We start from the raw sequence: 21,191 nt of genomic DNA on the forward strand, positions 1-21,191 counted from the left end.
GCGAAAGATGCATATCGAATTTCGACACCTGCGCACGATCAAAGCCATCCATGAATGTGGTGGGTTGGCCCGTGCGGCGGATCAACTGAACATCACGCAGTCCGCGCTCAGTCATCAGATCAAAGGGCTGGAGGATCAGGCCGGCGTCGAGCTGTTCCTGCGCCGGTCGAAACCGATGAAATTGTCGGCCGCTGGGCTGCGCCTTCTGCGTCTGGCCGAGCAGATTCTGCCGCAGGTCGAAGCGATGCAGGAGGAGTTTTCCTCGCTGCGCGACGGGCGCACGGGGCGGATGCACATCGCGATCGAATGCCACGCCTGTTTTGAATGGCTGTTCCCGGTGCTCGAGGCCTTCCGCAAGTCTTGGCCGGATGTGGATGTCGATATCCGGCCGGGTCTGGCCTTTGACGCGCTGCCCGCGCTGCAGAAGGAAGAGGTCGATCTGGTCGTCTCCTCGGACCCCGAAGACCTGCCGGGCGTCGAGTTCATCGAACTGTTCGACTACAATCCTGTCTTTGTCGCCGCCTCGACCCACCCTCTGGCCGGGAAAGCGTATATCGAGGCCGAGGATTTTCGCGGTCAAACGCTGATCACCTATCCGGTCGAACGCACGAGGCTTGATATCTTCAGCCAGCTTCTCATCCCGGCCCGCGTTGAGCCTGCTGCGATCCGGCAAGTCGAGTTGACCGCCGTGATCCTGCTGCTTGTGGCGTCAAACCGTGGAATATCCGTTCTGCCCGACTGGGTGGTGCGCGAGGTCAAGTACAACTCGGACTATGTGACCCGCCCGCTGACCAAGGATGGCATCACGCGTCGGCTGTATGCCGCGGTGCGTACCGAGGACATGGAAAAACCCTTTGTGCAGGAATTGGTCAAGCTGGCCAGCCTAGAGGCGCGCAAGCTGCAGCAGCAATAAGGTTTTGGCCACGCGGGAAACGGCATGCTGCTATGCGCATCATTCCTCTTGGCAAGGGGGCGTTGCGCCAGTATACGCGCGGTTTGACCGGACAGGAGCCTCGGAACTATGGTTGGCAGTGCAAATCTCAACATCATGATCAAGGCCGCGCGCAAAGCGGGCCGATCGCTGGTAAAAGACTTTCGCGAAGTCGAGAACCTGCAGGTGTCGATGAAGGGCGCGGGCGATTTCGTCTCGAAGGCCGACATTGCAGCCGAGAACATTCTGAAAGAAGAACTGCTGGGCGCGCGACCCACCTACGGTTGGCTGGCTGAAGAAGGTGGTGTGATCGAGGGCGAAGACCCGACCCGGCGTTGGATCGTTGATCCTTTGGACGGGACGACCAATTTCCTGCACGGCCTGCCACATTGGGCGGTTTCGATCGCACTTGAACACAAGGGCAAGATCGTCGCGGGCGTCATCTACGATCCCGCGAAGGACGAGATGTTCTTTGCCGAAAAGGGCGAGGGTGCCTGGATGAACGACATGCGTATCCGCGTGTCGAGCCGCAGCCGGATGATCGAATCGATCTTCTCGACCGGTTTGCCGTTTGGTGGCCGCTCGGACCTGCCGGCCACGTTGCAGGACCTGGCCCGTCTGATGCCCGCCTGCGCGGGTGTGCGCCGCTGGGGTGCAGCTGCGCTGGATATGGCCTATGTTGCCGCTGGCCGCTACGAAGGCTTCTGGGAGCGTCGCCTGAATGCCTGGGATCTGGCCGCCGGCATCATCATCGTGAAAGAAGCGGGTGGGTTCGTTCAACCGTTGAACCCCGAAAGCAGCATTCTGTCTGACGGGGAAGTGATCTGCGCCAACGAACCGATTTTCGACCAGTTCGCCAAGGTGATCCGCGGCTGATCCGCCTATACGGCGGCTGGAAACGACCAGAACCAATTTCTAAGTTCGCGCGGCCGAATGGGCCGCGCGTTTTGTTTCAAAGCCGTACAGTACTTGCCAGACCTGCCTCGGAGGCCAGCCGCGCGGCCACGGATGCCACGGCCAGGTCCTGTAACCCAACACCGGTCCCATCGAACAAGGTGATCTGGTCAGCCTTTGTTCGGCCGGGATGATCGCCATTAATGACTGCTCCAATCGGCGTGATGGCGTCAGGATCCAGCGCGCCCGAAGCCACGGCGTGTTGCGCCTCACCTATAGTGACGGACTGGGCAACCTCGTCGGTGAAGACCTGAGCGGAAGCAACCAGTTCGGGGTCGACTTCCATCTTGCCCTTCGTGTCGGTGCCCATGCAGGCCAGATGCGTTCCGGGCTTGATCCAATCGCGCATCAACAACGGTTCGAACGCCGATGTGATCGTGATGATAACGTCGGCCTGTGCCCCCAGTTCCCGCTGCGAGACGGATTCGAAATCCAGTCCGATGTCCTGCGCGACGGCGGCCAGTTTCGGAAGCATTTCGGGATGGGGATTCCATGCCACCACCTTTTCGAAGTCGCGTTGATAGGCGGCGGCGCGCAACTGAAAGGCCGATTGATGGCCCGCGCCGACCATGCCAAGCACCTTGGCGTCCGTACGGGCCAGGTGCGCGATCGACACTGCCGAGGACGCAGCCGTGCGGATAGCCGTAAGATAGTTTCCACCGACCAACGCGGAAGGCTGTCCGGTATCGGGATCGAACAGGATGACGGTGGATTGGTGGTTGGTCAGTCCGCGATTGGTGTTTCCCGGCCAATAGCCACCAGATTTGACACCCAGAACCAAGCCTTCGGCGTCAAAGCCGGATTTGAACCCATATACGGCGCCGGCATGACCCAGCCCTTCGCGGATGACGGGGAAGTTGCGCGCTCCGCCGCGTGCCATCGCTGAGAACACGTCTTGGATTGCGTCAAACGCCAGCTTGCGGTTGACCAGCTGCTTGCATAGGTCTTCGCCAACGATCTGTATCAGATTGGTTTCAGCGTTCATCTCGTCCCTCATGATCAAAACGCCTTGCCGCGAGCAGAGACCGGCCACAGGGTCTCGACCCTTCCGTTGCGCACGCCGACATACCAGTCGTGCACGTTGCAGGTCGGATCGCAGTGCCCGGGGACCAGACGCAACTTGTCGTTCACCCGCAACACGCCGTTGGGGTCGCCGATCACACCGTGTTCGTCCGAACATTTCAGGTATTCGACACCATCGCGGCCAAAAATCACCGGCAAACCGCTGTCGATCGACTGTGCCTTGAGCCCTGCGTCGCAGATCGCCTTGTCCCGTTTGGCGTGGCTCATGACGCTGGTGAGTATGAACAGGGCGTTTTCCCATTCGCCCCGATCGATCCTTTGGCCATTCCGGTCCAGAATCCGCCCATAATCGGCATCCATGAACGCGTAGGATCCGCACTGCAATTCGTTGTAGACGCCCGAATTGCTTTCGAAATAATAGGATCCCGTCCCGCCGCCCGAGACCAGTTCGCACTCAATCCCGTCCGCCTTCAACCCGTCGACAGCGTCCCGCACCATGGCGATTGCTGCATCCAGTTTTTCCTTTCGCGCGTCATAGCTGTCGAGATGTTGCATCGCGCCCTGATAGGCTTGGAGGCCGGTGAACTTCAGGTTTGGTGCCGCCTCGACCGCGTGGGCGATGGCAATGACGTCAACCGTACTGGTCACCCCACAGCGCCCCGCGCCGCAATCGATCTCGACCAGGATCTCCAGCTGCGTTCCGTGGGTCTGCGCCGCAGAGGACAGCTCGGGCACATTCTCGATGTCGTCAACGCAGACCAGCGTTCGCGCGCCCAGCTTCGGCAGCCGAGCCAAGCGGTCAATTTTGGCCGGATCGCGCACCTGGTTTGACACAAGGATGTCCTTGATCCCGCCACGCGCAAAAACCTCGGCCTCCGAGACCTTTTGACAGCACACGCCAACTGCGCCGCCCAGTTTTTCCTGCAGGCGCGCGACGTCCACAGACTTGTGCATCTTGCCATGCACCCGATGGCGCATACCATGCGCTTTGGCGTAGTCGCCCATCTTGCGGATGTTCCGCTCCAGCGCGTCGAGGTCCAGTATCAGGCAAGGAGTCTGGATTTCGCTTTCATCCATGCCGATTGCTGCGGGGATGTCGAAGCCGACGTCCAATTGATCGATGTTCACGGGTCTGTTCATCCTTCTCCTCCTTGCCCGGCCAGCCAGGGCAGCTTGTCCAAATCCACATTGCCGCCGGTCAGGATCACGCCGACGCGTCTGCCTCGAAAAACTTCGGGGTTGTTGAGAATGGTTGCCAACGGAACGGCCGAAGATGGCTCAATCACCAGTCGCAGGTGTTTCCAGGCCAGTTTCATGGCCGCCACGATTTCGTCTTCGGAGGCCGTGAAGATGTCGGCAACGTTCCGCGACACGAAGTGCCAGGTGTTTTCCTTGAGCGGAACCAGAAGGCCGTCGGCCACCGTCTTGGGTGCGTCGTCGGCGATGATCCGACCGGCTTTGAAAGATCGGTATGCGTCATCAGCCTGCTGAGGTTCCGCGGCATAGATCGCGGTGTCAGGGGCCAGATTCGATACTGTCAGGCACGTGCCCGAAACCATACCGCCGCCGCCGATCGGAGCGATAACGGCATCAAGCCCACCTGTTTGTTCCAGCATCTCGGCCGAGCATGTGGCCTGTCCTGCAATGACACGCGGATCGTTGTAGGGGTGCACGAATTCGCCACCCGTTTTGGCCTGCACCTGGGCAAAGGTCGCTTCGCGCGATGTTGTCGAAGGCTCACATTCGGTGATCGTGCCACCAAACCTGCGGACCGCGTCCTTTTTGGCCTGAGGTGCGGTGCGTGGCATGACGACGTTGCAGGGAATGCCCCGCCGACCGGCAGCATATGACAGGGACAGTGCATGGTTCCCGCTGGAGTGGGTGCAGACGCCGTTGCCGGCGATCTCGTCGGGCAATCCGAATACCGCATTGCAGGCGCCGCGAACCTTGAAGGCTCCGGCCTCTTGCAGGTTCTCGCACTTGAAAAAGAGCCGTGCGCCGGTTTGTGCGTTCAGATACTCCGACGACAGGACGGGTGTACGCCGGATATGTGGTTTGATCCGTTCATGCGCTGCGCGCATGTCGTCGATCGTCAGATCTGCAGCCGAAAGCGTGTCCAACATACCGATCTCCTCATGCCGCAGCGCGCGAGCGGTTGGTGCCGTTTGCACGGAAGTATTCCTGCGCTGCCGCCACGCCGCTGCCCAGTTGTATCGGGTAGTTCAGATCGGCCATCGCCATCTCGATCGTGGCGAGGCCGGACAGAACCATGACGTCCGTCAGGCTGCCCAGGTGACCGATGCGAAACGCCTTGCCGTTCAATTGGCCCAGGCCGATCCCGAAGGACACTCCATAGGTGTCATAGGTATGGTTAGTCAGGACATTGCTGTCGAACCCATCGGGTACATAGACTGCGCTGACAGTGTCCGAGTAGAGGTCCGGCGATTGAGCGACCAGGTTCAATCCCCACGCGTCGACGGCCCGACGCACGCCTTCAGCCAGACGGAAGTGACGGGCATAGACGTTGTCCAGGCCTTCATCGAACAGAATCGACAGGCTTTCCTGCAGCCCGCATATCAGTTGCAGCGGCGGCGTGTAAGGAAACCCGCCCGAGGCATTGGCGTCCAACATGTCCCGAAAGTCGAAATAGGTGCGGGGCAGCCGCGCACCATCCATCGCTGCCAGCGCTTTGGGGCTGACGCACAGGATTGCCATTCCAGCGGCCAGCATGAACCCCTTTTGCGACCCCGAAACCGCAATATCGACGCCCCAGCCATCGAATTCGAACGGCATCGAGGCCAGCGAACTGACGCAATCGACCATCAGCAGGGCAGGGTGCGCCGAGGCATCCATCGCCGATCGGACCGACAGGATATCCGAGCGCACGCCGGTGGCCGTTTCATTATGCGTCACCAGAACCGCCCGGATGTCGTGGTTTCGGTCGTCGGCGAGGATCGACTGAAACCGTTCGGCAGGTGCCCCGCTGCCCCAAGGGCAATCGATGACTTGCACGTCCAGCCCATGCCGTTGGCAAAGGTCGATCCAGCGATGGCTGAATACGCCATGGCGGGCCACAAGAACCTTGTCGCCCGGGCTCAGTGTGTTGCTGATCGCAGCTTCCCACCCACCTGTGCCGCTGGATGGAAAGGTCACAATCTGACCCGTGGTCGACCGGAAGACCTGCTTGAGGCCCTCGAGTACCGGAGCAAAGGCCTGAACGAAATCCGGCGCGCGGTGGTCAATGGTCTGGACCTGCATCGCGCGCAGGAGGCGATCCGGGATATTCGTCGGGCCGGGAATGAAGACCGGGTTCTGTTTTGACATCATCATGTCCTCCGCTTTGCCCCAAGTCTGTCTCCGCGTCGGCGGTGATGCAATTTTCTTGAAAAATATTTTCATTATTTTGTTAAAATGCGTAACCTGCCATAAATGCAGGATATTCACTTTCTCATTTCGCTGAGTGTTTGTGATCAGCTGAGAAAGCCAGACGGCCGTTCGGCCAAAATGAGGGAGAATCACAATGTCAGCCCAGAAGCGGCCGCGCGGACGGCCCAAGTCGTTGTTCAAGGAAAGCTCGGCCGGAACCATGCAGGCGTTGGACCGTGCGCTGGGGGTCCTGACCACGGTCGCACGGCTTGAACGCACCGCGCTCAGCGACCTCGCGCGTGAGATCGACGTGCCTACTGCAACCACACATCGCATCCTGACGACCTTGCAAAAGCATGGGTTCGTCAGCTTCAGCGAAGAACGTCAGGAATGGATGATCGGAGTCGAAGCCTATCGCACAGGCGCTTCGTTTCTGCGGCACAACAGCGTTGTCGAGATCGGCCGGTCAGTTCTTAGACGCCTGATGCAGGACAGCGGAGAAACTGCGAACCTTGCAGTTCCCGACGGGTCGGAAGTTGTGTTTGTCGGGCAAGTCGAGACATCGAACCCGATCCGGGCGTTCTTTCCGCCGGGCGCTCGTACGCCGATGTATGCCTCGGGTACGGGCAAAGCGATCCTGGCGGCCATGACCGAGGCATCCCGGGCCAAGGTGTTGGCCGACACCCAGCTTGTGCCATATACGCCCAATACTTGCGCCACATTGGATACCTTGCGCGAGGATCTGACCGAAACGCGGCTGCGCGGATGGTCTTATGATCGAGAGGAGCGCCACTCGGGCATGTCCTGCATCGGAGCCGCAATCTTCAACGACAAGCAGGAGCCTTGTGCCGGAATCTCTGTCTCGGGGCCGACCGCGCGATTCAATCCGGACCGGGCACCCGAGCTTGCCGCCCACGTCGTTCAGGCTGCGCAAGAGATCACGCGGTTGAGCGGTGGTCAAAGTCCGGATCAGTCAGGCCGATCAGAGGGGTGATTGACCCCGTCGTTCCAGGGAATCGGCCCGTGGGTTCTGGGGTTTGCGCCCTCGATGCAGCCAAGGTTGACGCCACACTCCGCCGGATCCGAGCGTCTTTGGTGATAAACGTAAATCCCGCAAGTCTTGCAGAAATAGTGTTTCGCCGTATGCGTTCCCCACGTGTAGAGGCTCAGGTTCTCGGCGCCTTCAAGAATGCGCAGGCTCTCGGTTATGGCGGTCACGGCGGCGGCCCCGCGGCGGATGCAGAAGGAACAGTCGCATCGGGCAGCCGTGGACAGGCCACCGGGGAACTCGGCCTCGATCTTCACGGCGCTGCAATGGCAGGTGGCGGTCATTTGGCTCATCGGCGTGGCACTCTTGGTATGCGGGACTGGCTGAGCTTGTAGCGGTGTTCGGGATGCGGCGGTTGGCCGTGGGTGCGGTTCCAATAGGCCGGCCCGCCGCGTTTCAGCCACAGTGGGATGCACAGTACCAAACCGATCACGAAACCGCCCGTATGCGCCCAATAGGCCACACCGCCGGCGTCAGGGTTGCTGGACACGCTGCCAAGGAACTGCATGCCCAGCCAGACGCCCAGCATCACGAAGGCCGGGATGGTGAAGACCCGAAAGTAGATGATCAGAATCAGCAGGATATCGACGCGCGCCTTTGGGAACATCAGCAGGTACCCACCCATCACTGCGGCAATTGCGCCGGACGCGCCGATGGTGGGTACCAGCGACCCGGGAGCCGTAACGATATGGACCAGCCCGGCGCCGATACCCGCGACCATGTAGAACAGCAGGAAGGGCAGGTGGCCCATCTCGTCTTCCATGTTGTCGCCGAAGATCCACAGGAACAGCATGTTGCCGATCAGATGCATCCAGCCGCCATGCAGGAACATCGACGTCACCAACGTCTCGAGCGCCACGCCGTCGCTGATGCGGGCGGGGATGATCGCATAGTCGAAATAGAACCGGTTGATCAGCCGGGCATCGTCCATGATTCCGACATAGCTGAGGAAAATCAGGACATTCGCCGCGATCAGCGCATAGACGACATAGGGCGTGCGCCCAGATGGGTTGTGGTCTCGAATTGGAAACATGGGGGGACGCTGGGCTTTTCCCGGCCCAGCGTCAAGTCAGCTTATGCCGCACCGCCGAGAAGTGCGGCGTTCCCTCCGGCGGCCGTGGTGTCGACGCAGACATGGCGCTCGGCCATCACCCGCGACCGGTCGGGCAAGCCGGGGATCAGCGGCAGGATGGGGCCGCCTCGCCGAGCCAGATGACGCTCGATCTGACGCGCGGTGTCCGCATCGCCCCACCACAGAACCCCCGATATTCCCGGCAGGTTCTCAAGCCGGTGCAGGTCAAGCGCGCCCTCGGTCTGAATCGCGGTGCCGCCAAGCGCGAGAATGGCGTCTGCCTGTGCCTTGGACGCCTCGGGGCCGGGGCCCAGGCACAGGAACGGCGCGCGGGGAAACTCGGTCAGCCGGTTCGATTCGCCGGTCGGTCCGGGCATCGAACGGGTCGTCGGCGCGGCAGGCTGCCCGATCGGCGCCGGCAGGTCGGCTGGGGCGGACCATTCCGCGGCCACGACCTGTCGGTCCGGGGCGCAAAAACGAGCCAGATAGTTCGGGCCACCCGCCTTGGGGCCGGTGCCGGACAGGCCTTCACCGCCGAATGGCTGCGAGCCGACGATCGCGCCGATCTGGTTACGGTTCACGTAAATATTTCCGGCGTGGATCGCCTCGGTGACGTGCTGCACCCGGTCGTCGATGCGGGTGTGCAGGCCGAAGGTCAGGCCGTAGCCGGTGGCGTTGATGTCGGCAATCACCTGGTCGATCTCGTGTGACTTGAACCGGGCGACATGCAGGACGGGGCCGAAGATCTCGCGTTCCAGCGCATTGATGCCGGGGACCTCGATCAGCGTGGGCGCCACGAAGATCCCCTCGGGCGGCAGCGCCAGTTCCTTCAGAACACGACCCTCAGTGCGGGCCTTGGCGACGTGGTCGGCGATGCCCTGTCGGGCCTGTTCGTCGATCACCGGGCCGCAATCGGTCGAGAGCAGCCACGGGTCGCCCACCGACAGGGCGTCCATCGCGCCCTTGAGCATGGTCAGCACGTCATCGGCGATGTCGTCCTGCAGATACAGACAACGCAGGGCCGAGCACCGCTGCCCCGCCGACTGGAAGGCGCTTTCGATGATCGACTGCACGGCCTGTTCGGGCAGGGCGGTGCTGTCCACGATCATCGCGTTCAGCCCGCCGGTTTCGGCGATCAGCGGCGTTCCGGGTTTGAGGTTCTGGGCCATCGCGGCGCGGATTTTCAACGCCGTCGCGGTCGAGCCGGTGAAGGCCACGCCGGAAACCCGCGGGTCCGAGGTCAGCGCGGCGCCCACCGATGGCCCGCCCGGCAGCAATTGCAGCGCGTCGCGCGGTACTCCGGCCTGGTGCAGCAGCTGCACGGCGCGGTGGGCGATCAACGGAGTCTGCGGCGCGGGCTTGGCCAGAACCGCATTGCCTACGGCGAGCGCAGCCGAGATCTGCCCGGTGAAAATCGCCAGAGGGAAGTTCCACGGGCTGATGCAGGTGAAGGTGCCCACAGGCTCGCCCTCGGGGATGTTGGCGGCGTAGTAGCGCAGGAAGTCCACCGCCTCGCGCAGTTCGGCTACCGCATCGGGCAGCGATTTGCCGGCCTCACGCGCCAGAAGGGCGAAGAGCTCGCCATACTGCTCCTCGTAGAGGTCGGCGGCGGCATTCAGGATGCGGCTGCGCTCGGCCTCCGGGACCTGCCACGGAGCAGCTGCGGCCAGCGCCAGCTCCACATCCGCGGCGCTGGCCGGGGCGACCGCGCCGGGCCGGTCCTCGGGCAGGGCGGGGTTGATGACAGGTTTCTCGGCCTCGGGCGCTGCGTCACCGGCCAGCAGGGGCTGCGCGAACCAGTGATGTGCGCGAAAGGCGTCGCGGCCGGCATCAATCCGGTCCAAAGTCAGCGTGTGATGCAGGTCGAAACCCTGCGAGTTTGGTCTTTCAGGTTGAAACAGTTCGGGGCCGGTTGGGATGTGGCGTGCAGGTTTCCGCACGACCTCGAACGGATCGGCTGCCACCACTTCGGGGGCCACGTTTTCGTCCACGATCTGGTTGACGAACGAACTGTTGGCGCCGTTTTCCAGCAGCCGCCGCACCAGATAGGCCAGCAGGTCGCGATGCGCGCCAACTGGCGCGTAGATGCGGCAGCGGGTATCGCGTTGGTCCTTGACGATCTGGTGCAGGGTCTCGCCCATGCCGTGCAGGCGCTGGAACTCGAAGGGTTGACCCTCGGCCATGTGCAGGATCGCACTGACCGTGTGGGCGTTGTGGGTCGCGAACTGAGGATAGATCCGGTCGGTCATGCCCAAGAGCTTGCGGGCATTGGCGATGTAAGAGATGTCGGTTGCCGCTTTGTTGGTGAAGACCGGGAAGCCGTCGACGCCCTCGACCTGCGCGCGCTTGATCTCGGTGTCCCAGTAGGCGCCTTTGACCAGACGCACCATCAGCTTGCGGTCATACCGCTCGGCCATCTCATAAAGCGTGTCGAGCACCAACCCGGCACGCGGTCCATAGGCCTGTACCACCACGCCGAACCCATCCCATCCGGCCAGCGCTGACTCGGACAGAACCGCCTCGATCACCTGCAGCGACAGCGACAGGCGGTCAGCCTCTTCGGCGTCGACGTTCAGGCCCATTCCGGCGGCCTTGGCCAGCAGCGCCAGCGCCCGCAGGCGCGGCACCAGTTCGTGCATCACGCGCTGTTCCTGGGCTACTTCGTAGCGCGGATGCAGCGCCGAAAGTTTAACCGAGATGCCGGGGTTGGCGCGGATGTCGTCCTGCGTGCAGGCATCGGCAATCGCCGCGATGGCACGGGAATATGAAAGGTGATAGCGCGCGGCGTCTGCCTCGGTGCGCGCGGCCTCGCCCAGCATGTCGTAGGAATAGGTGTAGCCCTTGGCCTCCATCCCGGCGGCGCGTTTCATGGCGGACTGGATCGTTTCACCCAGAACGAACTGACGGCCCATTTCCTTCATCGCGCGCCCGACGGCGGTGCGGATGACCGGCTCGCCTAGCCGCTTGATGGCGCCGCGCAGAGCGCTGACCGGCGAGGCCTTGCCCTCGTCCAGCACCTTGCCCGTCAGCATAAGCGCCCAGGTCGAGGCATTGACCAGCGACGACGACGAGTGGCCCAGGTGCTTGCCCCAATCCGACGGTGCGATCTTGTCTTCGATCAGCGCGTCGATGGTTTCGGCGTCGGGCACCCGCAACAGTGCCTCGGCCAAGCACATAAGCGCGATGCCTTCATCGGTGGACAGGCCGTATTCCGCCAGAAACACTTCCATCAGCCCCGGCGACGTGCTGGACCGGATGTCGCGCACCAACTGCGCCGCGGCCGAGCAGATGGCAGCCCTGTCTGCCTGGGTCAGGGCGGCCTGATCGGTCAGGGAGTTCAGCAACGCGGTCTGGTCCGCGTAGGTCATGGAATCGATGGTGTGGCGCAGGCTGTGAGTCATGTGTCCTCCGGTCTTTCACGTAGTATACCTGCGATTTTGCGGGACAACGGACCGAAAATGAAATAATGGTCGTCCAATGTCCTGAATTTTGGATCAAACGCCATGCGAAAAGACTTTCCGGGTTTGGACCGGTTCGACCGCGCGATTCTGTCCATCGTGGCCGAGGACGGGCGGATCTCGGTCGCTGATCTGGCTCGGCAGATCGGGCTGTCGAAATCGCCGACACAGGCGCGGCTGAAACGGCTCGAGTCCGAGGGGGTCATCACCGGCTATCGCGCCATGCTGGATCCGATCCGCCTAGGGCTGGACCATGTGGCCTTTGTCGAGGTGCGCTTGACCGACACGCGGGAAAAGGCGCTGGCTGAGTTCAACGCGGCTGTCCGCAAAGTGCCCGAGATCGAACAAGCGCATATGATCGCGTCGAATTTCGACTATCTGCTGAAGGTGCGGACCGGGTCGATGACGGAATATCGCGCGGTTCTGGCCGAAAAGATTTCGTCGCTGCCGCATGTGGCCAGCACCTCAACCTTCGTGGCGATGGAGGCGGTGAAAGAGACCGGGCTGGCCGATGCCATCGATGGCGCGGGTTGACGAAAGGGCGATCCGCGTCACCATTGAACTATGAGACACCTTATTCTTTCCGCAGTTCTGAGCGCGGGCGTTGGGATCCCGGCAATTGCTGAGACCTGCCCGCCTGCGCCCGATCACGCCGCCCGGCTGGGTGAACTTATCGGTCAAATCCAGCAGGCCGAGACCGAGATGGCCGCGCGCGAGATCTCGAACCAGATGTGGGAGCTGTGGGCCGACGCACCTGACGAGGCCGCGCAGACCGTATTGGATCAGGGCATGTCCAGACGTAATGCCTGGGATCTGTTGGGGGCGCTGCAGGATTTCGACCGTTTGATTGCATATTGCCCCGAGTATGCCGAGGGCTACAACCAGCGCGCATTCGTGAATTTCCTGCGTCAGGATTTTGAATCGGCCCTGACCGATCTGGACCGCGCACTAGAATTGTCGCCGAACCATATCGCAGCGATGAGCGGTCGTGCGCTGACCCTCATGGGTCTGCAGAGAATGGAAGAAGCCCGCGTTGCACTGGCAGAGGCGCTGGAACTGAACCCGTGGCTGCCCGAGCGTCACCTTGCAGCCGATGGTGGGCCTTTGGCGATGCCGGGCCAAGATCTCTGAACAGCACTGTCACCCCCGACGCTTCGCCGGGGGTGATCGCTGAGGTAAGACGGTTCAGCCGACCTGTCCGTTGTCCTTGCGTTTGATCGCGATGATCGAGGAACGCGGCGTGCCCCCATCTGGCCAGGATCCACCGGGGTGCTGGATGCCTACAAACATGGTCCGGCGGTCGGCCGACCATGTCAGACCGGTCACCTCGCAGCCGTTCGGGCCGGTCATGAATCGAACGATTTCACCCGTGATCGGGTCGCCAGCCAGCATCTGGTTGTTGCCATGGCCTGCAAAATCTCCTTCGTTGTCGTCGTTCCCGTCGGTCTGGATCCAGACCACGCCGGTGCTGTCGATCATCATCCCGTCGGGCGAGTTGAACAGGTTACCTTCGTTTACGTTCTCGGACCCGGCATACGCATCGGAATGCACTGTCGGATTGCCGGCCATGACGTACAGATCCCACTGAAACGCCGTTTCTGCATAATCCTGGTTGGCTGGCCGCCAGCGAACAATCTGCCCGTATTTGTTGGTTTCCCGAGGGTTGGGGCCATTGACCGAAGTGTCATCGCCACCCGCGTTGGGTTTGACGCCACGGTTCTTGTTGTTGGTCAGGCAGCAATAGGCCTCGGCAAGAACCGGGCTGGTTGCAACCCATTCCGGTCGGTCCATCGTGGTTCCACCGGCCTCAGACGCCGCGATGCGGGCAAAGATCAGAATCTCGGCTTCGTCCATGCCGGTGGTTTCCGGTGTCAGCGGCACCCATTCACCGGACATGTCGTCGTTGAATCTGGCAACATACAGCGTGCCGTCATCCAGCAGACCTTCGGTATCCCCGCCGGGGGTGTAGACGCCGTTCGAGACGAATTTGTACAGGTATTCGCCCCGCTCATCATCGCCCATATAGACGACAATGCGACCATCCTTGGCCAACTCGACCGCGGCGTTTTCATGTTTGAACCGCCCAAGTCCGGTATGCTTGACCGGGGTGCTGTTGGGATCGGTCGGGTCGATTTCGACCACCCAGCCGACGCGATGTGGTTCGTTGGGGTTCTTCGAGGTGTCAAACCGCGGATCGAACAATTCGTACCCGTTCCAGCTTTCGGCCTTGATGCCGTATCGCTTGAAGCCATCCGCGACCTTTGGAACATATGTCGCGCTTTCGTTGCTGGAGCCGAAGTAGCCGTTGAAGTTCTCTTCGCAGGTCAGGTAGGTGCCCCAAGGTGTCTTGCCCGAGCCGCAATTGTTCATCGTGCCCAGCGACGTTGTGCCGGTCGGATCGGCCTCGGTCTTCAGCAGGTCGTGGCCAGCTGCTGGCCCCACGATCTTCATGGGGGTGTTGTGGTGAATTCGGCGATTGAAAGGGCTGTCCTTGACCACGGTCCAGCCATCCGGGGTTTCGACAATTTCCATCACCGTCACACCCTGCAGGTTCTGCAACTTTCGAACGTCATCCGCGTTTGCGGGCACACCTTCCTGCGCTGCGGGCAGGTTGATTTTGCGATTGGGATACTCGTGATTGATGGCGATCAACTGGTGCCCTTGGAACGAGAAGGTTTCCATACCATCAGTGTTTTCGCCAAAAACCTTGTCCGAGTTTTCGACCGGTCCACCATCGGTGATGTCATACCCGTCAGCCTCGGAGAACAGCGGATCGCCCCAGCGCATGAGGACTTTCCATTCATACCCCTCGGGTACATGCACGGTGCCATCGGTCTGGGCCGCGATCGGAGTGAAGGCAAAACGAGAAGCGGTCTGTGCGTAGGCTGAGGTCGACCCCAGCAGACCGCTGCCCATGGCCGCAGCGCCCGACCCGAAGGCCAACACTCCGCCCAGAAAGCCGCGTCGCGACAGGGCGCTTTCGACGACGCGGTCAAAGTCGTTTTCGTCGGGGCGGGGAAAATGCAGTTCGTCCCAATCGTCGGCGGAAAGGGTGGCTGGATCAACGTCTTTCATTGGATGATTCCTCGCTGTCGGAATGAATTTGTGAAACGGATTTAGGAACTGATTGTTACAGGTACTTAACAACCCCATTAACCGTTTGGGGCGGTACACACGCTAGGCAGGTTTTCGCGAACGGCAAGCACTGCAATCGTATGCTGCGCCAGTGCGCGACCCCAAAACAAGTGCAATTCAGAGCGATGGGCGGTTGGCCGCGCAGTCTGCAATGGTTGACCGCACGCAGGCAGTCGCAAAAGCGATGCGTAGGTGGATTTCGGTTCTTGACGACGGCCCGGGCATGGACTACTCAGCCCTTCACCAAGCGGGTATAGCTTAATGGTAAAGCCCCTGCCTTCCAAGCAGGCTATGTCGGTTCGATTCCGTCTACCCGCTCCAAACTCTCCGGAATAAGTTGCGTCAAAAAGCCCTTGTCGGGGTGCTATTGCGCGCAGTCTCCTTGACCCGACGCGCCTGCGCCGCCAAGAAGCCGTATCGCGAGTCCCAGAAGGTAAAAAGGGTCAGGCATGGCAAGAACACGCTCCGCCAACCAAGCAAACGTGCAGGCGCCCGGTGCTCATGAAGATCGACCCGGATCCCGGAAGCTGGGCGTGCTGGCCTCTTTGTGGCCGTTCATGAAACCTTATCGGCTGCTGATGCTTGGGGCGACGCTAGCGCTGGTTCTGACGGCCAGCATGACCCTGACCTTGCCTTTGGCGGTGCGGCGCGTGGTCGACAACTTCCGCATCGAAGACGGTGAACTGCTCGATTGGTATTTCCTGGCGGCTCTGGGCATCGCGGCGGTTCTGGCGGTGGGAACGGGTATCCGGTACATGCTGGTGACCCGGTTGGGCGAGCGGGTCGTGGCTGACATCCGCAAGGCAGTCTTTGACCGCGTCATCGGCATGAGCCCCGCCTTCTACGAACGCATCATGACCGGTGAGGTCCTGAGCCGTATCACCACCGACACCACGCTGATCCAATCCGTTCTGGGCTCGTCAGTGTCGATCGCATTGCGGAATTTCCTGATGTTCATCGGCGGGCTTGTGCTGATGTTGCTGACCTCGGCCAAGCTGACCGGGCTGGTTTTGCTGCTGATCCCGGTGGTGGTGGTGCCGATCCTGGTTCTCGGGCGTCGGCTGAGGGTCATAAGCCGCGAAAACCAGGATTGGATCGCCGCCTCGTCGGGCAATGCAGGCGAGGCGCTGGGCGCCGTTCAGACCGTACAGGCGTTCACCCATGAGGACGCCAGCCGCCGCCAGTTCGGCGACATGACCGAGACCTCGTACCATGTTTCCCTGCGCCGTATCCAGACGCGGGCGGTTCTGACGGTGATCGTGATCTTTCTGGTTTTCTCGGGGATCGTCGGAGTTTTGTGGATGGGGGCGAACGATGTGCGCAACGGCGTGATGACCGAAGGCGTGCTGATCCAGTTCGTGATCTATTCGATCATCATGGCCGGGTCCGTAGCCGCCCTTTCCGAAATCTGGAGCGAGCTGCAGCGTGCCGCAGGCGCCACCGAGCGGCTGGTCGAGTTGCTGAACGCCGAAGATACGGTCAACGACCCGACACAACCCAAGGCGCTGCCGCAGCCGATCAAGGGACAGATCACCTTTGACAACGTCACCTTCCGCTACCCGGCCCGGCCAGACGTTCTGGCACTGGACGACCTGTCGCTGACAGTGAACCCGGGCGAGACCGTGGCCTTCGTCGGACCCTCGGGCGCGGGCAAGACGACCGTGATCCAGTTGATCCAGCGGTTCTACGACCCCGAGGCCGGTCAGGTCAGCCTAGACGGGATCGATCTGGGCGACATGCGCCGGGCGGATTTCCGGCAGCACATGGCGCTGGTTCCGCAGGATCCGGTGATCTTTGCGGCCTCGGCGCGCGAAAACATCCGGTTCGGACGGCTGGACGCCTCGGATGCCGAGGTCGAGGCCGCGGCCCGTGCCGCCGCGGCGCATGACTTCATCTCGGCCCTGCCCGAAGGCTATGACAGTTTCGTCGGCGAACGCGGCGTGATGCTGTCGGGCGGTCAGAAACAGCGCATCGCCATCGCGCGGGCGATTTTGCGCGACGCTCCGGTTCTGCTGCTGGACGAGGCGACCTCGGCGCTGGACGCCGAGAGCGAGCGCGCCGTTCAGGCCGCTGTCGACCAGATGCGCGCCGGGCGCACCACCCTGATCGTGGCGCACCGCCTGGCCACCGTGAAAAAGGCCGATCGCATCGTGGTGATGGAGAACGGCCGGATCGTGGCGCAGGGCACCCATGACGATCTGGTGGCGCAAGATGGGCTTTATGCGCGTCTGGCGCGTCTCCAGTTCACCGATGGTGTGGCCGCCGAGTGAAGTGACGCGCGGGCATTTCGCGAACCGCCGTAGCGTCATTCTACTTTTTCCCCTTGCCCGAGGGTAAGCCCTCGCTTGCGCAGGGCTGCATTTGCTTACATCTTGGACGCAAGACAGCCTGCAAAAATGCAGGGTAAAAAAGGGGAGGAACCACATGGCCTTTGTGGGCAAGGAAGACAAACTGAGAATGGAGCAGGAAATGCCGTGGGAGGACCGCGACGTCCCCGTCACGTTCCATCAACTGCTCTCGCGGACGGCCGCCAAGTTCCCGGATCGCAACGCGATCAGTTTCCAGATCCTGTCCGGCCCCAAGGACAAGGCCGAAACCCTGACATGGTCGCAACTGCTGACCAAGACGAACCAGGCGGCCAACCTGTTCCGCTCTTTGGGGGTCAAGGAAAACGACGTGGTGGCCTATGTGCTGCCCAACTGCAACGAGACGCTGGTCACCATGATGGGCGGCGCGGTGGCCGGGATCGTGAACCCGATCAACCCGCTGCTCGAGCCAGAGCAGATCGCGTCGATCCTGCGTGAGACCAAGGCCAAGGTCGTGGTCACGCTGAAGCCATTCCCGAAAACGGACGTCGCGCAGAAGGTCGCCGAGGCCGTGCGCCACGCGCCGGGTGTCAACACCGTGTTGGAGATTGACCTGAACCGGTACCTGACGCCGCCGAAATCGTGGATCGTGCCTTTGGTCCGGCCCAAGATGGCCGACAAAGAGCATCTGGCCCACGCCGATTATCTGGATTTCAACAAGGAACTGGCGAAGCAACCCACCACGCTGACCTTCGAGGACAGCAAAGAGGACCGGGTTGCCTGCTATTTCCATACCGGCGGCACCACAGGTATGCCCAAGGTCGCGCAGCACAAATATTCCGGCATGATCTACAATGGGTGGCTGGGCCACACGCTGCTGTTCTCGGAAGAGGACGTGATCATGTGCCCGCTGCCGATGTTCCACGTCTTTGCCTGCCATGTGATCGTGATGGCGGCGGTGTCGTCGGGCGCCCATGTGGTGTTCCCGACCCCCGCCGGTTATCGCGGCGACGGCGTGTTCGACAACTTCTGGAAGCTGATCGAACGTTGGAAAGTTTCGTTCATCATCACCGTGCCCACGGCGATCTCGGCCAAGATGCAGCGTCCGGTGGATGCCGACATCTCGACCGTCAAGACGGCCTTCTCGGGTTCGGCTCCGCTGCCGGTCGAACTGTTCCGCCGGTTCGAGAAAGCGACCGGTGTGACCATCGTCGAAGGTTATGGCCTGACCGAGGCCACCTGCCTGGTGTCCTGCAACCCGGTGGATGGCGAGAAGAAAATTGGCTCGATCGGGATTCCGTTCCCGTACACCGACGTCAAGATCCTGCGCGACAGCCCCGACGGGCCCAAGGAATGCGCGGTGGACGAAGTGGGCGAAATCTGCGTGTCGAACCCGGGTGTCTATGCCGGGAACACCTATACCGAGGAGGACAAAAACGTCGATCTCTACTATTTCGACAAGTACCTGCGCACCGGCGACCTGGGACGGTTCGATGCGGACGGGTATCTGTGGATCACGGGCCGGGCCAAGGATCTGATCATTCGCGGCGGCCACAATATCGACCCGGCCGAGATCGAAGAGGCCTTGCTGGGCCATGACGCGGTGGCCTTTGCCGGCGCCATCGGCCAGCCCGACGCCCATGCGGGCGAGGTTCCCTGTGCCTTTGTCGAACTGGTCGAAGGCGCCAGCGTGACCGAGGAAGAACTGCTGGAATACTGCAAGGTGCACGTGCACGAACGCGCGGCGCATCCCAAGCACATGACCATCCTACCCGAACTGCCGAAGACGGCGGTGGGCAAGGTCTTCAAGCCAGAACTGCGAAAACAGGCGATCACGCGGGTCTACAACCAGGCGTTGGAAACCGCCGGCGTTGCGGCGCGAGTCGTGTCGGTCATCGACGACAAAAAGCGCGGCCTTGTCGCGCAGCTTGACGCGAACGGCGCATCCGAGGACGATGTGAACCAAGTGCTGGGCAACTTCACCCGGCCGTGGGAGTGGGCCGACTGATCCGGAGGGGCAATGGACTATGAACGTCTGATCGACGAGGAGACCTGGGCGTTCATCCGGCGCACCGCCGAAAGCTATCCCGAAGACGCGGTGGATCGGTCCATCGAGGACCAGCGCCGCGTCTATGACGACATGTGCCGCGCGTTTCGGCAGCCGCGTCCACCGGGCGTCGAAACGCGGGACAGCTCGGCCGATGGGGTCGGGGTGCGCATCTATTCCTGCGGAGATCCAACCCGAACCGTCGTCTACATGCATGGCGGCGGGTTCGTCGTGGGCGGGCTGGACAGCCACGATGACGTCTGCGCCGAACTGTGCGCCCAAACTGGCTATCGGGTGGTGGCGGTCGACTACCGCCTGTGTCCTGAACATGTTCATCCGGCGCAGTTCCAGGATTGCTGGACCGCGGTGAACTGGGTGGAATCCGAATTCGGCGATCCGCTGGTTCTGGCCGGGGACAGCGCGGGCGGAAACCTGGCCGCAGCCGTCGCCCATCACGCGCGCGGGCGCATCGGGAGCATCCTGGGGCAGGTTCTGATCTATCCCGGTTTGGGCGGCGACCCGAACCAGGGATCGTACATCGAACACGCCCACGCCCCGATGCTGACGCGCGACGAGGTCCTGTTCTATGAAAAGGTCCGCTGCGGCGGCGCCGTCCCGGAACATGACCCAACATTCGCACCCCTGCTCGATACCGACTTTTCCGGGCTGCCGCCGACGGTAGTCGTGACCGCCGACTGCGATCCCCTGCGTGATGACGGAGCCGCGTACTGCGCCAAAATCACCGCCGCCGGCGGGCAGGCGCATTGGATCAACGAGGCCGGACTCGTGCATGGCTACCTGCGCGCCCGCCATTCGGTGACCCGCGCCGCCGACAGCTTCGAACGGATCTCGATCGCGGTCGAGGCGCTGGGGCAGGGGTTGTGGAACTACGACTGACCGCGCTCAGCGCAGGAACGGCCTGGCCTTCATCGTCTCGGCCACCGGTGCGCCCATGCGGGTCAGGATCGTGGGCGCCAACTGTAATTGGTCAATGACCGTTTCCGCATCGGGACCCTCGGCATCGCCGAAGTAGTACAGCGCCGTTTCCTGCTGCAGCACGCTGCGCCCGCCGTGGTGGCCGCGCTCGTCCTGGCCGTGATCGGCGGTCACGATCACCTCGTATCCCAACTGCCGCCAGCGGGGAATGAAAGGGGCCAGCATCTCGTCCAAGACGAAGCAGGCGTGATCCATCTCTTCACAGTCGTGGTAGAAGCGGTGGCCCATGCTGTCGAGCGTACAGGTATGGAGAATGCCGTAATCCAGCCCGAACCGCAGGCACAGGTTGGTCAGGGTCGCGAACAGGTCGACATCGGACGGCGTCATCTGGTTGGCCTTGCCATAGCCCGTCATCGAGTGGAAGCGGCCGTGGTTGATGGTGGCGCTGTCCGGCTCGTCGTATTCGATGTCGCGCACATAGTCGAAAGGGTGGCGGTTGAAGAACTGCGACCAGAAGCTGTGGGTAACGGCCCCGGTCACGCCGCCGGCCTCGCGCACCTGGCTGAATATGTCCTTGTGGTCCAGCCGGAACACGTTGCCGTTTCCGGTGCAGCCATGCTCCTGTGGTGTCACGCCCGTGTGGATCGAGGCATAGCAGCTGGCCGAGATCGAAGGCAGCACCGAACGCAGCTTCCAAACCCGCGCCTCGCCGCTGTCGACCCAGCCCTCGAGGTTGCCGAATAGCCGGCGGAAATTGCGCCAGGGAACCCCGTCGAGAATGATGAGCAGAAGCTTGCGGTCCATCGCATGGCCCTCGTATTGGATGGCTTATTTGGCCCACCCTAGGAGATTCGGTCAGCCAAGGCTGCCTGTTCCCGCCAGAACTGAGAAAATCCCGACACTTCGATAGAAACA

At 62.0% G+C, this 21,191-nt stretch carries 17 protein-coding genes and 1 tRNA gene; 9 read left to right on the forward strand and 9 right to left on the reverse strand.

The window, feature by feature from the left end:
* The first annotated feature begins 7 nt into the window (after positions 1-7).
* Both AC2FML_RS08680 and AC2FML_RS08685 read left to right on the forward strand, forming a co-directional pair.
* Complete coding sequence (locus AC2FML_RS08680) at positions 8-913, forward strand: LysR family transcriptional regulator (RefSeq protein ID WP_170434488.1); 906 nt, start codon at positions 8-10, stop codon at positions 911-913.
* 108 nt (positions 914-1,021) lie between these two features.
* The gene (locus AC2FML_RS08685; protein WP_170404728.1) at positions 1,022-1,807 is read left to right on the forward strand and encodes an inositol monophosphatase family protein; all 786 of its coding nucleotides are present in this window, start codon (positions 1,022-1,024) and stop codon (positions 1,805-1,807) included.
* A 76-nt stretch (positions 1,808-1,883) separates the two neighbouring features.
* Here AC2FML_RS08685 and bhcD read toward each other — a convergent pair whose 3' ends face one another.
* Genes bhcD through bhcA form a run of 4 tightly spaced genes read right to left on the reverse strand, consistent with a single transcriptional unit; the run spans position 1,884 to position 6,232 of the window.
* Positions 1,884-2,870, reverse strand: coding sequence for an iminosuccinate reductase BhcD (gene bhcD, locus AC2FML_RS08690; RefSeq protein ID WP_496782799.1), 987 nt, complete (start codon positions 2,868-2,870; stop codon positions 1,884-1,886).
* A 14-nt stretch (positions 2,871-2,884) separates the two neighbouring features.
* Positions 2,885-4,048, reverse strand: a complete 1,164-nt coding sequence (gene bhcC, locus AC2FML_RS08695) for a 3-hydroxy-D-aspartate aldolase BhcC (RefSeq protein WP_496782801.1) — start codon at positions 4,046-4,048, stop codon at positions 2,885-2,887.
* A complete protein-coding gene (gene bhcB, locus AC2FML_RS08700) occupies positions 4,045-5,031 on the reverse strand; it encodes a beta-hydroxyaspartate dehydratase BhcB (protein ID WP_170460394.1) in 987 nt (328 codons plus the stop codon). The genes bhcC and bhcB overlap by 4 nt, the downstream gene beginning before the upstream one ends.
* A gap of 10 nt (positions 5,032-5,041) precedes the next feature.
* Complete coding sequence (gene bhcA, locus AC2FML_RS08705; protein WP_496782803.1) at positions 5,042-6,232, reverse strand: L-aspartate--glyoxylate aminotransferase BhcA; 1,191 nt, start codon at positions 6,230-6,232, stop codon at positions 5,042-5,044.
* A gap of 196 nt (positions 6,233-6,428) precedes the next feature.
* On the opposite strand from bhcA, the gene AC2FML_RS08710 reads away from it, so the two are divergent.
* Entirely contained in the window at positions 6,429-7,268 is an 840-nt protein-coding gene (locus AC2FML_RS08710) for an IclR family transcriptional regulator (RefSeq protein WP_170436545.1), read from the forward strand.
* On the opposite strand, the gene AC2FML_RS08715 is transcribed toward AC2FML_RS08710, so the two are convergent.
* From AC2FML_RS08715 to putA, 3 genes are read right to left on the reverse strand one after another with little or no spacing between them, the layout of a single operon-like run.
* A complete protein-coding gene (locus tag AC2FML_RS08715; RefSeq protein WP_170585528.1) occupies positions 7,244-7,615 on the reverse strand; it encodes a GFA family protein in 372 nt (123 codons plus the stop codon). The genes AC2FML_RS08710 and AC2FML_RS08715 overlap by 25 nt on opposite strands.
* Entirely contained in the window at positions 7,612-8,355 is a 744-nt protein-coding gene (locus AC2FML_RS08720) for a rhomboid family intramembrane serine protease (protein WP_496782805.1), read from the reverse strand. Before AC2FML_RS08720 ends, AC2FML_RS08715 begins: the two co-directional genes overlap by 4 nt.
* 41 nt (positions 8,356-8,396) lie before the next feature.
* A complete protein-coding gene (gene putA / locus AC2FML_RS08725; protein WP_496782807.1) occupies positions 8,397-11,795 on the reverse strand; it encodes a bifunctional proline dehydrogenase/L-glutamate gamma-semialdehyde dehydrogenase PutA in 3,399 nt (1,132 codons plus the stop codon).
* A 102-nt stretch (positions 11,796-11,897) separates the two neighbouring features.
* Between putA and AC2FML_RS08730 the strand changes: the two genes are divergently transcribed.
* Together AC2FML_RS08730 and AC2FML_RS08735 are read left to right on the forward strand one after the other, a co-directional pair.
* The gene (locus tag AC2FML_RS08730; protein WP_496782808.1) at positions 11,898-12,386 is read left to right on the forward strand and encodes an Lrp/AsnC family transcriptional regulator; all 489 of its coding nucleotides are present in this window, start codon (positions 11,898-11,900) and stop codon (positions 12,384-12,386) included.
* 30 nt (positions 12,387-12,416) lie between these two features.
* Entirely contained in the window at positions 12,417-12,983 is a 567-nt protein-coding gene (locus AC2FML_RS08735) for a tetratricopeptide repeat protein (protein WP_170357187.1), read from the forward strand.
* A 54-nt stretch (positions 12,984-13,037) separates the two neighbouring features.
* On the opposite strand, the gene AC2FML_RS08740 is transcribed toward AC2FML_RS08735, so the two are convergent.
* On the reverse strand, positions 13,038-14,927 hold the full coding sequence (locus AC2FML_RS08740) for a PhoX family protein (RefSeq protein WP_496782809.1): 1,890 nt from the start codon (positions 14,925-14,927) through the stop codon (positions 13,038-13,040).
* A 307-nt stretch (positions 14,928-15,234) separates the two neighbouring features.
* Here AC2FML_RS08740 and AC2FML_RS08745 point away from each other — a divergent pair.
* The 4 genes from AC2FML_RS08745 (at position 15,235) to AC2FML_RS08760 (ending at position 20,237) form a co-directional block, all read left to right on the forward strand.
* Positions 15,235-15,308: transfer RNA gene (locus AC2FML_RS08745), tRNA-Gly, on the forward strand.
* A 128-nt stretch (positions 15,309-15,436) separates the two neighbouring features.
* Positions 15,437-17,257 (forward strand): ABC transporter transmembrane domain-containing protein, encoded by a 1,821-nt coding sequence (locus tag AC2FML_RS08750; RefSeq protein WP_170369562.1) that lies wholly within the window; start codon positions 15,437-15,439, stop codon positions 17,255-17,257.
* A 154-nt stretch (positions 17,258-17,411) separates the two neighbouring features.
* Positions 17,412-19,301 (forward strand): acyl-CoA synthetase, encoded by a 1,890-nt coding sequence (locus tag AC2FML_RS08755; protein ID WP_170340702.1) that lies wholly within the window; start codon positions 17,412-17,414, stop codon positions 19,299-19,301.
* A gap of 12 nt (positions 19,302-19,313) precedes the next feature.
* The gene (locus AC2FML_RS08760; RefSeq protein WP_496782811.1) at positions 19,314-20,237 is read left to right on the forward strand and encodes an alpha/beta hydrolase; all 924 of its coding nucleotides are present in this window, start codon (positions 19,314-19,316) and stop codon (positions 20,235-20,237) included.
* A 6-nt stretch (positions 20,238-20,243) separates the two neighbouring features.
* Here AC2FML_RS08760 and AC2FML_RS08765 read toward each other — a convergent pair whose 3' ends face one another.
* A complete protein-coding gene (locus AC2FML_RS08765) occupies positions 20,244-21,080 on the reverse strand; it encodes an alkaline phosphatase family protein (RefSeq protein WP_496782813.1) in 837 nt (278 codons plus the stop codon).
* Between the last annotated feature and the right edge of the window lie 111 nt (positions 21,081-21,191).

The organism is Ruegeria sp. BHSC029, from assembly GCF_059613085.1.

Excerpts from the sequence above, each read along its gene's own strand:
- putA (WP_496782807.1), bottom strand. The coding sequence starts at position 11,795 with ATGACTCACAGCCTGCGCCACACCATCGATTCCATGACCTACGCGGAC.
- bhcA (WP_496782803.1), bottom strand. The coding sequence starts at position 6,232 with ATGTCAAAACAGAACCCGGTCTTCATTCCCGGCCCGACGAATATCCCG.
- AC2FML_RS08760 (WP_496782811.1), top strand. The coding sequence starts at position 19,314 with ATGGACTATGAACGTCTGATCGACGAGGAGACCTGGGCGTTCATCCGG.
- bhcC (WP_496782801.1), bottom strand. The coding sequence starts at position 4,048 with ATGAACAGACCCGTGAACATCGATCAATTGGACGTCGGCTTCGACATC.
- AC2FML_RS08715 (WP_170585528.1), bottom strand. The coding sequence starts at position 7,615 with ATGAGCCAAATGACCGCCACCTGCCATTGCAGCGCCGTGAAGATCGAG.
- AC2FML_RS08755 (WP_170340702.1), top strand. The coding sequence starts at position 17,412 with ATGGCCTTTGTGGGCAAGGAAGACAAACTGAGAATGGAGCAGGAAATG.
- AC2FML_RS08685 (WP_170404728.1), top strand. The coding sequence starts at position 1,022 with ATGGTTGGCAGTGCAAATCTCAACATCATGATCAAGGCCGCGCGCAAA.
- AC2FML_RS08735 (WP_170357187.1), top strand. The coding sequence starts at position 12,417 with ATGAGACACCTTATTCTTTCCGCAGTTCTGAGCGCGGGCGTTGGGATC.
- AC2FML_RS08730 (WP_496782808.1), top strand. The coding sequence starts at position 11,898 with ATGCGAAAAGACTTTCCGGGTTTGGACCGGTTCGACCGCGCGATTCTG.
- AC2FML_RS08680 (WP_170434488.1), top strand. The coding sequence starts at position 8 with ATGCATATCGAATTTCGACACCTGCGCACGATCAAAGCCATCCATGAA.
- AC2FML_RS08765 (WP_496782813.1), bottom strand. The coding sequence starts at position 21,080 with ATGGACCGCAAGCTTCTGCTCATCATTCTCGACGGGGTTCCCTGGCGC.
- bhcB (WP_170460394.1), bottom strand. The coding sequence starts at position 5,031 with ATGTTGGACACGCTTTCGGCTGCAGATCTGACGATCGACGACATGCGC.
- bhcD (WP_496782799.1), bottom strand. The coding sequence starts at position 2,870 with ATGAACGCTGAAACCAATCTGATACAGATCGTTGGCGAAGACCTATGC.
- AC2FML_RS08750 (WP_170369562.1), top strand. The coding sequence starts at position 15,437 with ATGGCAAGAACACGCTCCGCCAACCAAGCAAACGTGCAGGCGCCCGGT.
- AC2FML_RS08740 (WP_496782809.1), bottom strand. The coding sequence starts at position 14,927 with ATGAAAGACGTTGATCCAGCCACCCTTTCCGCCGACGATTGGGACGAA.
- AC2FML_RS08720 (WP_496782805.1), bottom strand. The coding sequence starts at position 8,355 with ATGTTTCCAATTCGAGACCACAACCCATCTGGGCGCACGCCCTATGTC.
- AC2FML_RS08710 (WP_170436545.1), top strand. The coding sequence starts at position 6,429 with ATGTCAGCCCAGAAGCGGCCGCGCGGACGGCCCAAGTCGTTGTTCAAG.